Origin of the sequence: Pandoraea oxalativorans, assembly GCF_000972785.3 — a bacterium.
Taxonomy (GTDB): Bacteria; Pseudomonadota; Gammaproteobacteria; order Burkholderiales; family Burkholderiaceae; genus Pandoraea; species Pandoraea oxalativorans.
On the sequence record NZ_CP011253.3, the window covers coordinates 684802 to 697607 of the forward strand.

The 12806-nt window shown below is 62.9% G+C and carries 12 protein-coding genes; 7 read left to right on the plus strand and 5 right to left on the minus strand.

The window, feature by feature from the left end; all coding sequences use genetic code 11:
* Window positions 1-16: 16 nt before the first annotated feature.
* The 4 genes from MB84_RS03150 to MB84_RS03170 form a co-directional block, all read right to left on the minus strand.
* Window positions 17-1104 (minus strand): IS3 family transposase gene (locus MB84_RS03150; RefSeq protein WP_157122622.1). Its coding sequence is split into 2 segments (ribosomal slippage): window positions 17-855 and window positions 855-1104, totalling 1089 coding nucleotides; the frame shifts between segments, so codons are not numbered across the junction.
* Window positions 1105-1165: 61 nt separating this feature from the next.
* Complete coding sequence (locus tag MB84_RS03160) at window positions 1166-2353, minus strand: ATP-binding protein (protein ID WP_046290723.1); 1188 nt, start codon at window positions 2351-2353, stop codon at window positions 1166-1168.
* Window positions 2354-2692: 339 nt separating this feature from the next.
* Complete coding sequence (locus tag MB84_RS03165) at window positions 2693-3340, minus strand: YitT family protein (RefSeq protein WP_046290724.1); 648 nt, start codon at window positions 3338-3340, stop codon at window positions 2693-2695.
* A 147-nt stretch (window positions 3341-3487) separates the two neighbouring features.
* Window positions 3488-4585 carry a branched-chain amino acid aminotransferase gene (locus MB84_RS03170; protein WP_046290725.1) on the minus strand — a complete coding sequence of 366 codons (1098 nt, stop codon included), beginning with the start codon at window positions 4583-4585 and terminating at the stop codon, window positions 3488-3490.
* Between the two features lie 390 nt (window positions 4586-4975).
* On the opposite strand from MB84_RS03170, the gene MB84_RS03175 reads away from it, so the two are divergent.
* Window positions 4976-5347 (plus strand): hypothetical protein, encoded by a 372-nt coding sequence (locus MB84_RS03175; RefSeq protein ID WP_046290726.1) that lies wholly within the window; start codon window positions 4976-4978, stop codon window positions 5345-5347.
* Window positions 5348-5384: 37 nt separating this feature from the next.
* On the opposite strand, the gene yfcF is transcribed toward MB84_RS03175, so the two are convergent.
* Window positions 5385-6056 carry a glutathione transferase gene (gene yfcF, locus MB84_RS03180; RefSeq protein ID WP_046290727.1) on the minus strand — a complete coding sequence of 224 codons (672 nt, stop codon included), beginning with the start codon at window positions 6054-6056 and terminating at the stop codon, window positions 5385-5387.
* A gap of 191 nt (window positions 6057-6247) precedes the next feature.
* Here yfcF and MB84_RS03185 point away from each other — a divergent pair, with 191 nt between their 5' ends.
* The 6 genes from MB84_RS03185 (at window position 6248) to MB84_RS03210 (ending at window position 12753) form a co-directional block, all read left to right on the plus strand.
* Window positions 6248-7147, plus strand: coding sequence for a LysR substrate-binding domain-containing protein (locus MB84_RS03185; RefSeq protein ID WP_046290728.1), 900 nt, complete (start codon window positions 6248-6250; stop codon window positions 7145-7147).
* A 105-nt stretch (window positions 7148-7252) separates the two neighbouring features.
* Window positions 7253-8173 carry a LysR family transcriptional regulator gene (locus MB84_RS03190; protein ID WP_046290729.1) on the plus strand — a complete coding sequence of 307 codons (921 nt, stop codon included), beginning with the start codon at window positions 7253-7255 and terminating at the stop codon, window positions 8171-8173.
* A gap of 204 nt (window positions 8174-8377) precedes the next feature.
* Window positions 8378-9241, plus strand: a complete 864-nt coding sequence (locus MB84_RS03195; RefSeq protein WP_039395713.1) for a VOC family protein — start codon at window positions 8378-8380, stop codon at window positions 9239-9241.
* Window positions 9242-9260: 19 nt separating this feature from the next.
* Window positions 9261-10016 (plus strand): class II aldolase/adducin family protein, encoded by a 756-nt coding sequence (locus MB84_RS03200; protein ID WP_245725470.1) that lies wholly within the window; start codon window positions 9261-9263, stop codon window positions 10014-10016.
* A gap of 99 nt (window positions 10017-10115) precedes the next feature.
* The gene (locus tag MB84_RS03205; protein ID WP_046290730.1) at window positions 10116-11456 is read left to right on the plus strand and encodes an MFS transporter; all 1341 of its coding nucleotides are present in this window, start codon (window positions 10116-10118) and stop codon (window positions 11454-11456) included.
* Between the two features lie 157 nt (window positions 11457-11613).
* Window positions 11614-12753, plus strand: a complete 1140-nt coding sequence (locus MB84_RS03210; protein WP_046293352.1) for a porin — start codon at window positions 11614-11616, stop codon at window positions 12751-12753.
* Window positions 12754-12806 lie beyond the last annotated feature (53 nt).

Here is a 12806-nt window from a genome sequence, read left to right on the forward strand (position 1 = left end):
TCAGCAGAAGTAGAAACTAAGCGACCATGGCAAGCCGCTGCTTCGGGGTAAAACCGCCCAATGCCATATTCGGGCGCTCGTGATTGTAAATCCACATCCAGTCGGCCGCCGCTTCGCGAACCTGCTCCAGGTCCTCCCACAGGTACTGCGACAGCCATTCGTATCGCGCAGTCCGGTTGAACCGTTCGATATACGCATTCTGCTGCGGCTTGCCCGGCTCGATGTATTCCAGCCGGATGCCTTGCTTCTGCGTCCATGTCACGATGGCCGCACTCAAATATTCCGGGCCGTTGTCGCACCGGATGACCTTCGGCTTGCCTCGCCATTCCATATGCTGCTTCAGCGTGCGAATCACCCGCTCGGATGGCAACGAGAAATCCACCTCGATGCCCAGCGCCTCGCGGTTGAAATCATCAATCACGTTCAGCGTCCGGATACTGCGCCCGTCAACCAGTTGGTCATGCATGAAGTCCATCGACCACACTTCATTGATGGCCTCCGGTACCGATAGCGGCTGCGGCGTTTCGCGCACCAGCCGCTTTTTCGGCTTGATGCGCAGGTTCAGCTCCAGCTCCCGGTAAATCCGGTAAATGCGCTTGTGGTTCCAGCCGAATCCCTTCACATTACGCAGGTAGAAGTAGCACAGCAGAAAACCCCAGTTGCGATGGCAGCCCGTAATACGCAGTAGCCAGTCGGCAATCTCTTCGTTCTCCGTGTTCAACTTCGCCGCGTACCGGTAGCACGACTCGCTGATGCCGAGCACCGCGCACGCCACACGAATTGACACGCGCCGCTGTTGCACAACTTGCTTTGCCATCTCGCGCCGACGAGATGGCTTCAGAACTTTTTTTGCAGGGCCTCCGAGGCAATCTCAGCCTTGAGCTTCTCCTCGATGCACATCTTGCGAAGCCGGGTATTCTCCGCCTCCAGCTCCTTCATGCGCGACATCATCGACGCGTCCATGCCGCCGTACTTCGAGCGCCACTTATAAAACGTTGCCGAACTGATGCCCAGTTCTCGGCACAGCTCCGGCACCGCCAGCCCAGCCTCCGCGCGCTTGAGCGCCTCCAGTATCTGGCTGTCCGTGAATCTCGACTTCTTCATCTGCAGAACTCCCTCTTAACGAGAAAATTCTACTTCTCCTAGCGGTGGATTTCAGGGGGCATTACCCTCCTTCGAGCATCTGCTGAGTGATGCCAAATTTCACCTCGGTGGCTCGGACCAAGGCGTCTCTGTCGAAGTCTTTGGGAGTAATAATCCCGTAGACATAATCTTCAAGAGAGTCAATCACATCGTCGAGCGAGAATTGTCCGTCTAGATCCTCGGTTGTACCGCACTCCGCAGGGATATCGAAACCGTCTCGCTGGAGATTTACCCGTTCCTCCAGGAGCGGGCTCTCCACCAGAATAAGTTCAAAATTGCCGTCAATCGGTTTGTGTCTATCTGAAGCTGATTTCAGGTATCGCTTCGTGAGTTGTTGCACGATGGCAGAGTTCGCGCAGAGGGCTACTTCGTGTTGAAAGCTCGGGAATTTGCTTGCTAGGAAACTGTAGCGAGTAATCTCCAACGTCGAGGTCGGTTGAGCGCCTTTGCCGTGCTCGCAAATCAGTGGTAGGGACAGCGTTTCCAGCGGAGTTGGGAGATCATTCCCGGCGATGGTGGCGGTCTCAGTTTTTCCTGAACACGTGGAAGCTATCTTGATCGTGAAATCACCGATCAAGCCTCTCAATACGATAAGGCGTTGGAGAAATGATGTGTACAGGTGGTCAGCAATGCCACCGCAAGAGAACGTGTCGGGAGTGGCTCCCCGTTCGGATCTCGCATCACCTATGCTTGCCGCGGTGCGTCGTCGTCGTAGGGTAACGGTCGTGTACAAATCGGCGCCCAACGCAGATTCCTCGGCAAACGACTCTCTAGATACTTCCCGGGTTGCACTTTCGATGTTGAGCGTCCTTCGACGAATGTCGTCCCCATGTCTAAAGACGCTATCAAGTGAGAGCCGCTCAAAATGATGGAAAAACTGGATGCGGCCCGCACCTTTGCATTTTCCAATTCCCTGAATCTTGAGGCGGTCCTTGTAAGTCGAGTCCTTCGTGATGAACGCTTTTACTTGCTCCTCTCCAAACCCCGCACCATTGTCGGTGCAGCAGATCTCCACATCAAAGCCATCGTCGAACAATGAGGTGCTGACGATCTCCACCCGAATCTCCACCGAAAACGGTGGCGCTTCCTTTTCTGCGTTCTGGCGAATCAGATAGGAATCGATAGCGTTCGAGAGCATTTCTTCGAACACAATGTAGTCGCTAGTGTTGATTGCGGTGTTCTTAAGGCCGCCGTGGATATCGAGAGTCATTTTTCCGTCAGCATATGGTATTTGCATGGATGGTACTGCATCACAACAGGAGTGTGCGGACGTAGGACAGATGTTGGTTGGCACGACGGTGAGGGGCCATAGCCGCAAGACTTGGTCCGCATGCAGCTTTGATTATGAACGCCGCGGCCAAGCAGGCGTGTAAACGCCTGCGACCGAGGTTCCGCGAATAAGACTATTCGCAACGACGCGACGAGAAAAAAGCCGCTCATGACCGGTAGTTGCGGGCCGCTACAGTGGGGCCCAGACTTCCGTTCGCATTGCTGCTGTCTACAGTTTGATAGCGGCTTGGGCTTCGATATTGTTAAATGACGGGCGCGCTCAGCGTCCCGTGTAACGTCCCGGCTTGTGCCACGCGACGACCATCGCGCTCATTGCGATGGCCGAGATGGCGGACCAGGCGACGCGTCCGGCCGGGATCGTGGCGAGCGACGCGATCAGAATCGTCGTGTCGATGCACACCTGCGTGATACCGGCATTGATGCCGCGCTTGCGTTGCAGCCACAGCGTGACGATGCCGGTGCCGCCCACGCCCGCTCCGTGCCGCGCCAGCGCCAGAATGCCCATGCCGCACAGCGTGCCGCCGACGAACGCGGCGAACAGCGGATTGACGAAGGCGATGTCGAACGTTTGCGGCATGGCCGCGAGGGCGAAGGTAATGCCGAAGCTCGCGACCGTGGATTTGAGCGCAAAGCGCGCGCCCATCGTGAAGTACGCGAACAGGAAGAACGGAATGTTCACCAGCGTAAAGATGGTGCCCACCGGCAGCGGAAAGACGTAAGAGGCGAGCAGTGCGATGCCAGCCACGCCGCCGGTAACCAACCCGGCAGCCTTGAGCAGCACCAGACCGACCACCACAAATGCCATGCCGATGACCATCGCATAGATGTCTTCGACCACGGAGTGCGGTACACCGATTGTGTCGGTTGCCGCAATGGCGCCGGATACAGCGCCCGTATCGTGTTTCATGATCAGTAAGTCAGGAACGACAAGACGGCGTGCCCGGCTCTCCTGATGCCGGAACGCGCCGCCGAAGATTTCCCGCGTCGCTGTCTCGGGCGACGCGCAGCTTCACAGCTTGTTATGTAGTTACCGTGTAACGGTGTTAACGCGCGATTACGCGACGTGGTGGACCCACTGGAACGGATCGGCCACCTTGCCACGTTGAATGCCCGTGAGCTGATCGCGGATACGCTTGGTGACCGGGCCTTCGCCGCCGTCGGCGATGTTGAATTCGCCGTTGGCGTGACGCACCTGACCGATGGCCGTCACCACCGCCGCCGTGCCGCACGCAAACGTTTCCTTCACACGGCCGCTGGCTGCATCCGCCTGCCACTGTGCGAACTCGTACGGTGTCTCATTGACCGTCAGGCCTTCGCGGCGTGCCAGTTCGATGATCGACGCACGGGTGATGCCCGGCAGGATCGTGCCCGAGAGCGGCGGCGTCTGGAGCGAGCCGTCGTCCATCACGAAGAAGACGTTCATGCCGCCGAGTTCTTCGATCCAGCGATGTTGTGCGGCGTCGAGGAACACGACCTGATCGCAGCCCTTGGCGCTCGCTTCGGTTTGCGCAATCAGGCTGGCGGCGTAGTTGCCGCCGCACTTCGCTGCACCGGTACCGCCGGGTGCTGCGCGCGTGTACTGGTCCGAGACCCACACCGTCACCGCCGATTTGCCGGGCTTGAAATACGGGCCGACCGGGCAGGCGATCACGCAGAAGATGTATTCATGCGCGGCGCGCACGCCCAGGAAGCTTTCCGAGGCGAACATGAACGGACGGATGTAGAGGCTGCTGCCTTCGGAGCCCGGGATCCATGCACGGTCGATGTCGACCAGCTTTTCCACGGCTTCGAGGAAGACGGCTTCCGGCAGATCGGCCATCGACATGCGCTGGGCCGACTCGCGAAAACGCTTGGCGTTGGCTTGCGGGCGGAACAGCGAAATCTTGCCGTCTTCACCGCGATAAGCCTTCATGCCTTCGAAGATTTCCTGCGCGTAGTGCAGCACGGCGCACGCCGGATCGATCTGGAACGGGCGGCGGGCTTCCACCTTTGCGTCATGCCAGCCGCGACCTTCGGTCCAGCGGATCGTGACCATGTGATCCGTGAATACGCGGCCGAATACCGGGTTCGCCAGTGCGGCGGTGATCTGGTCGGCGGGGGTGGGGTTGGCGTGCGGCTCCACGACAAAACGCAGTTGGTTATCGGCGCTCATGTTTCTTCAAATGTCTCGGCAGAGGTGGCTTCAGTCGTCAGTGCCGTTAACGTAAACGGCAAGGTGCGTATTTTCCTCCTTTCGGGGCCTGCCTGTCGACTGAATTCACCGCTTCTCCCGTCACGATGGGCTTCTGGGGGATATGGCGCTGAAAAATATCGGAATTTGCGCGATTTTTGCAAGAAAAGTGCGTAATTTGCCGAAGGTCGCGTCGACGTACGTCTGCCATGAAACCGATGCGGCGCAGGGTAACAGTGTGTAAAAAATCATTTCAGGTCGCGGGTCTGCCGACACTCGACATTTAATATCTAAGGCGCATGATGTCGGGAACGTCCTCGCAGGCGATGCGCGGACGTTCCGCCCGTAGATCAAGAGTGGGAGAGGAGACGGATGAAGTCGACAACGATTCGAATGTTGCGCGCGTATCTGATCGTGGCCTCGCTGGGCGCTGTGTGCATCGACGCTTGCGTCGTCATCGCGATGCTCATCTTCGATGTGCCGGAGCGCGTCTTCACCTCGGCCGACTTTCGCATTGCGATGGCGGCGTCTTTGCTGCTGCTGTTGCTCGCGTCGCGCTCCCTGGCGTGCGCCGCGTTTCAGGCGGCGCTCGCCAGTCGGCATGTCATGTTCGATGGCGTTGAACGTGCCGACGGTCGGCGCGGCACAGGCAGCGTCGCGTTGCGCGACGACTGCCCGAACCGTCTTCTGGTGCTGCTGCATATCCGTATCCACCGCCAGCAACTGGCGATGGTTGCTGCCTGAGGACGAAGCGGCCCCCGTCAAGGCACATCGATACCCACTAAGCGGCCTTACCGTCCACCAGGTCGCATTCGCGCGGCGGACGCGTCATCGCAATCCACTCCTGCACCGCCGGGCGCAGGAATTGACGGCGCGCGTATTCGGCCAGTGCAGGCGGGACGACGTCGTCGTTATAGACCAGACGGTTGAGCATGACCGCGAGGTCGACGTCGGCGATGCACCACTTGTCGAACAGCGACATGCGCCCGTCCGGCAGCAGGCTCTCGGCGATGGCGATCAGCTTGCTCGCCGCGGCGTAGCCCGCATCGGTCAGCGGGGCATCGGACGGGCCGTAAAAGATCACCTGCGTCGAACGATCTTCGCGCAGTGCACCGAGATCGCTGCGCAGCCATGCCTGCACTTGCCGGGCACGCGCACGCTCGCGAACGTCGGCCGGATATACCGGCACGTCGGGGGCGATCGTTTCCAGATATTCGACGATGGCGGACGATTCGGACAACGTGAAATCGCCGTGCACGAGCGTCGGCACGCGACGCGTGATCGACAGGTCGGCAAAGCCGCTTTCGTGATGCGCGCCCTGATCGAGATCGACGGTGCGCAGATCGAACGCAATACCTTTCTCGCGCAGCGTGACGAAAACCGACAGCGCGTAAGGGCTGGTGAACTGGGCGTCGACGTAAAGCGTGAAAGAGGCGGGGGCAGCGGCTGACACGGTGGGCTCCTGAAGGGAAGGTGCGAGGGGCGAAATTGCCCGCAGATGCTTATGTTGCCGTACGTCTGCGGTGATAAGCTACTGCACAAATCGCTGGCAAGATGTGAGCCAGATTCACAGCTTGCGGCGCACTTTCGCGCGCCGATCTGTCCCCAATATTTGCCCGCACGCCAACTCGACATCCCTGAACCATGAACGCCGAACCTCGCGCCCGTCCGCCGCTGGCGAATCTGGAAACCGTCTGTCTCGTCGCCCGTCATGGCTCGTTCACGGCGGCCGCCGAAGCGAGCGGCCTCACGCATGGCGCGATCAGTCGCCGGGTCGGCGCCGTTGAAAACTGGCTCGGCTGTGCGTTGTTCGAGCGGCACGGGCGGGGGGTGAGCCTGACGTGCGACGGTCAGCGGTTTCTGGGCCGCATCGAACATGCCTTCGACGTGATCGATGCGGCGGCCGATCAGTGGCATCAGGCGCGCAAGGCCCCGGCGGTGCGCCTGAGCGTGGTGCCGTCGTTCGCCAAGCTGTGGCTGCTCGAGCGCCTACAATCGCTCGAAGCGGGCAAGCCGTTCATCGACATTCATGTGACGACCGAGCATCGCAACGCCGACGTGGGCGCGGGCGAAGTGGACATCGCCTTGCGCTACGGACGTGGCGGGTGGGCGAGCGTCGATTCGGAGCCGTTGATGGGCGAAATGCTGTACCCGGTGGCCTCGCCCGAGATGGCCCAGCGTCTGAAGGGCGCGAGTGTGTCCGAGATGCTGGCGATGCCCTTGCTGCACGACTCCGATCTCACGGGCTGGCGCGCGTGGTGCGGCGCGCACGGCGTGTCGCTGCGACCGCGTGCGCGCGACCGTCGCTTCGAGGATTACACGGTGGTGCTTGCGGCGGCCGAAGCGGGGCTGGGCATTGCGCTTGTCCGTGCGCCGCTGGCGAGCGAGTGGATGGCGCGCAGCCGTCTCGTGCGACTGTCGGATACCGAAGTCGCTTGCCCGTTGCAGTACCACGTGGTGACGGCCAAGCGCGAAAAGCGCCCGGAAGTGCTCGAAGTGATCGCGCGTCTGCACGCGCTGGCGCGCGAGGATGCGCGCACGTAAATACCATGAACGCAGCCGCGCGCAGCGCAGGGGTTTCCCGCACTGCGCGGGCTACTGCGGGTTGCCTAAAATGCGGGACGCTTCTTGCAGGACTGCCTGGCAGAGATGAACTTACGCTCGCTCGATCTGAATCTGTTGCTCGTGTTCGAGTCGCTGTTGCGCACGCGCAGCACGACGGTCACGGCCGAGGAACTGAATCTCACGCAATCGGCGGTGAGCAACGCGCTCAAGCGTCTGCGGCTCGCCTTCGGCGACCCGTTGTTCGTCAAGACACCGCAGGGCATGCTGCCGACCGATCTCGCCGCATCGCTGGCTCCACCGATCACCGAGGGACTTGGCCTGATTCGCGGCGCCGTCGAAGCGCCGCAAGACTTCGTCCCGGCAAACGCGCAACGCACGTTCCGTCTTTACCTGAGCGACATCGGCCAGTTGATCTTCATGCCGAAGCTCATGGCGACGCTTGCCGTCGAAGCGCCAGGTGTTCGCATCGTCACGGTCGACACGACGCCGCGCGAAGCGCAGAACGCGATGGCGATGGGCGACATCGATCTCACGCTCGGCCTGTTCACCCGTTTCTCGTCGGGCTTCCATCAGCAGCGCCTGTTCCGCGAACACTATGTGGCCCTCGTGCGCGAAGGGCATCCGACGATTCGCGGCGAACTCACCGCCGAGACCTTCCTTCAGGCGGCGCACGCCGTCTATCGTCCCACGGCCGGTCATCACGACGTGTTCGAGACCGCCGTCGAGCACTGGTTCGCGCAGTCGGGGCAGCAGCGTCACGTGGCGCTGCGCATGGCGCACTCGATGGGACTCTCGGCGCTGATCGCGGCAAGCGATCTGGTCGTGTGCGTGCCGACGCGTCTGGGGCGCGCCCTCAAGGCCGCTGCCGACCTGCGCACTTACGCGCTCCCATTCGACGGCCCCGAGTTCGACATCTCGCAACTCTGGCACGAGCGCTTTCACACCGATGCAGGCCATCGCTGGCTGCGCAGCACCATCTTCCGCCTGTTCCACGGCGAAGACTGATCGTCCTCCTGTCTGGCGGTACATGCTCGCCGCGGGCGTGGCACCGCCACGCCCGCATGCTGCACCCCCAATTCACGACGTAAATACCGCGCATTTACGCAATTTGTTGGCGTCATGCGACGCCGGTCCTTATCGTATCCCTCACGACATTGAAGTCACCGGGCGCACGTCCGGGACACGAACAATATCCGCAGGAGACAAGCGGTGATCAATCTGCACGACATTCGTTACGTGCGGCTGGGGACGCGCGACCTCGAAGGTGCGACACGCTATGCGCGCACCATTCTCGGGTTGCAGGAAGTGCGGCGGGAAGCCGGTTTCGTATTCCTTCGCAGCGACAGCCGCGATCATTCGGTGTGCTACTTCGAGGGCGATCCCGCCGATCACACGGTGGCGTTCGACGTCGCCAGCGATGCGCATTTCGACGCCGCAGCAGCGCAACTCGACGCCATGCACATCGAGTTTCGACGCGGTACGCGCGACGAGGCCGACCTGCGGCGCGTGGCCGATTTCCTCACGTTCCGCGATCCCACCGGCAACCAGATCGAGCTGGTACTGCGCGCGGCGCAGACCGGACGCGGCTATCACGGCGAGCGCGACGCAGGCATCGATTCGTTTAGTCACGTCGGCTTGTGCACGACGGACGCGCGTCGCGACGAAGCCTTCTGGACCAGTGTGTGCAATGCGCGTGTGTCGGACCGTATCGGCGATGCGCCGCTGCTGCGTATCGACGACGTCCACCACAAGATCGCGCTGTTCCCGGCCAAGCGTGCGGGCATTCAGCATGTGAACTTTCAGGTCAACGGCATCGACGACCTGATGCGCTCGTGGTACTTCCTGCGCGAGCAGGGCGTGCCGATTCGCTTCGGTCCGGGGCGTCACCCGACGTCGCACGCGATGTTCCTGTACTTCGCGGGGCCGGACGGCATGGTCTACGAATACTCCACGGGCGTGCGCAAGATCGCGCCGGAGGACGAAGCCACGTACGTGCCGCGTCAATTCCCGTTCGATCCGACCGGGTTCTGCATGTGGGGCGCGAAGCCCGAGATTCCCGAGTTTTCGTCCTGATCTGCCAGCCGGTATCCCCATGACACAAGTTACATTCGATGCCGCACGTCACGACGGCATGGCCGACATCGACCGCGCCGTGCGCGTGGCCGCCCGCACGCTGGCACGTGCCGGGCTGGCGCACGCATACGGGCATTGCAGCGCGCGTCTCGATGCGGATCGCTTCGTCGTCTGCGCCGCCCGCCCGATGGGGCTCATCGGGGTTGGCGAGAAGGGCACCGTGGTGCCGATCGACGGCCCGCTACCCGACGGCGTGCTCGGCGAAGTCCGTCTGCATCAGCAGATCTATCGCACGCGTGCCGACATCGGCGCAATTGCGCGCTCCATGCCGCCCAAGACCATGTCGCTCTCTACGCTGCGCCGAACGCCGCGCGCGCTGCACGGGCCGGGCACCTACTTCGCCCCCGGCGTGCCGCTTTGGGACGACCCGCAACTGATTCGCTCCGACGAACAGGCCGCCGCCGTGATCGCCACGATGGGCACGAATGCTGCGGTCGTGATGCGCGGCAACGGGGCCGTCGTCGCGGCGGATACGCTCGAAGCGATGGTCGCGCTCACGTGGTATCCCGAAGACGCCGCCCGCGTGGATCTCGACGTGCTCGCGCTCGACGCGTCGCTGCCCGCCGCCGTGCTGAGCGACGACGAATGCCGCGCACGCGCCACGCGCTCGGGCCGGATCATCGAGCGCATGTGGGAGTACCTGTCGGCGGGCGACCCGGAGTTGCCCGGCACAGTTGCGCTTTCATCTTCATCTTCTTCACACCACCGTTCTTGATGTAATCGCCCCCAACCGGCAGCGAGCCCTTGCACAGAGCGTCGCCGACAGACGCCACGGCCCGCTGCTCTTGCGGTCATTGCCGCACAGGAGACAGACATGGAAATATCCGCTTTGATGAACCGCAGAGGCATCACGCCGTTTCAATGGCGCGTGATTGCCCTGTGCTTTCTGATCGTCACACTGGACGGCTTCGACACGGCGGCCATCGGCTACCTCGCACCGGCCATCCGCAGCGAATGGGCGATGGCGACGACCAGCCTCGGCACGGTGTTCGGCGCGGGCCTCGGCGGCCTGATGCTCGGCTGCTTCGTGTTCGGGCCGCTCGCCGACCGCATCGGCCGCAAGCGCGTGCTGATCCTCTCCGTCATTCTGTTCTCACTCGGCAGCATCGCCTCGGCCTATGTGAATAGCCCGACGGAGCTCGCCGTACTGCGCTTCGTCACGGGGATCGGTCTGGGCGGTGCAATGCCCAACGCCATCACGCTCAGTTCCGAGTATTGCGCCGAGCGCATGCGTTCGCTGCTCGTGACGGCCACCTTCTGCGGCTTCACGCTGGGCTTCGCCATCGGCGGCGAAATCGTCGCCCAGACGCTGCCGCACATCGGCTGGCGCGGTGTGTTGATCGCAGGCGGCGTGGTCCCGATTGCCTTCGTGCCGGTACTCATGCGCTGGTTGCCGGAGTCGATGCGCTACCTTGCAGCGCGCGGCGACCGTGCCGACCAACTGCTGGAAATCGCCCGTCACATCGACCCGCAGGTCACACGCATCGATCCGGAGGTAACGCCTGTCGGGCAGACGAACTCGGCGGTGGGCGGCCTGTTCACGCGTCGATACATCATGGGCACGCTGCTGCTCTGGGCGACGTACTTCTGCACGCTTTGCGCGTTCTACCTGCTCACGAGCTGGCTGCCGCTGGTCGTGAAGGATTCCGGCTACACGCTCTCGGAAGCAGCGCGTATCGGTGCGATGTTGCCGCTCGGCGGCACGGTCGGTGCCGTGATGATCGGCTTCGCGATGGACCGCACGAGTCCGTACCGCGTGTTGGCGGCGTCTTACGTGATGGCCGGTATCGCGCTGTGCGTGCTGGGCGCTGTGACGCACCAGTCGGGCTGGCTCATGTTCGTCGTGTTCCTCGCGGGCTTCGGCATTGCGGGATCGCAGACCGGCGCGAACGCCCTGACGGCGGCGTACTACCCGACCGCCTCCCGTGCGACGGGCGTGGCCTGGGCGCTTGGCGTCGGCCGTCTCGGCTCGATCCTCGGGTCGAGCCTGGGCGGTGTGCTGATCGCCTCGGCGTCGAGTACGGCGCAGGCGTTCCAGATCGTCGCGATCCCGGCGTTTCTTGCGGCGGCGCTCATGCTGGTGATGCGTCGTCGCGTCGGACGCGGCGGCTCGCTCGCCGCAGCGGCGACGCAGCCCGCACCGGGCACCGTTTGATCCTCGCCTGAGCGCATCAACGGATGCACGCCGAACCACCGACGTGCGTCTGCGAAGTACCCACCGCAACCGCACGTCCCCCGACGGCGCTGCGGTGGCGCTGCAACTGACCGGCACAGGTCAGGCCACCACACGTATCCATGGAGACACCACCGTGATCCACAAGGGACTGCCTGCGCTCGCGCTGGCTGCCGGCCTCGCATTGGCCACCACTTTCGCTTCGGCCCAGAGCGTGACGCTCTACGGCATTCTGGACACCGGCATCGAATACATCTCGCACGCCGGGCCCAACAACAGTTCGCTCGTACGCATGCCCGCCAACACCGGTTCGCTGCCGTCGCGCTGGGGCCTGCGCGGCGACGAAGATCTGGGCGGCGGTCTGCACGCGCTATTCATGCTGGAGAACGGCTTCAACGTGCGCGCAGGCGATCTGAATCAGGGCGGGCGGTTGTTCGGACGTCAGGCGTGGGCCGGGTTGTCGAATCGGTACGGCACGCTGTCGTTTGGGCGTCAATATTCGATGACGTTCTGGGTGATGAGCGATGCCGACATTCTCGGCCCCGACCTGTACGGCAGCGGCTCGCTCGACAACTACATCCCCAACGCGCGCAGCGACAACACCGTCGCCTACAAGGGGGTATTCAGCGGCCTGACCGTTGGCGCGACCTACTCGTTCGGGCGGGACAGCGGCGGCACCGGCAACTCGCCGGGGCAAGGCACCTGTGCCGGTCAGACGCCCGGGCAGATGACCGCCTGTCGCCAGGTCTCCGCGATGTTGAAGTACGACACGGCATGGTTCGGCGTGGCCGGAGCGTGGGACGAGCAACGCGGCGGCGCAGGCGCTGCCGCGAGCTTCTTCAATGGCGCGGCGGCGGTGCCGCTGACCAGTTCGTCGGACAAGGACACCCGCTGGCAATTGAACGGCTATGTGAAGGGCGGCAACTGGAAGGCGGGCGCGGGATGGCTCGGACGTCGCGTGCAGACCGCGTCGGCCGCCGTCGCCGATGTGAACTCCGACATGTTCTATGTCGGGGCGCTGTATCAGTTCTCACCGGCATTTGCGCTCGACGGCGAAGTCTTCCGCATGCTGAACGCCCGTCAGAACGCGCGTGCGACGATGGCCACGTTGCGCGGCACTTACTTCCTGTCGAAGCGCACCGCCGTGTACACGCAAGTCGCCTGGCTGGGCAACAGCGAGCATGCGGCCTACTCGGTCAGTTCCGGCGGGGCGGGGGGATCGCCCACGGCGGGGACGAGTCAGTTGGGGGTGAACGTCGGCATGCGGCACACGTTCTGACCGCATGAAACACAGACGGCGCACTGTGTTCTCAGTGCGCCGTTTCCCGTTCC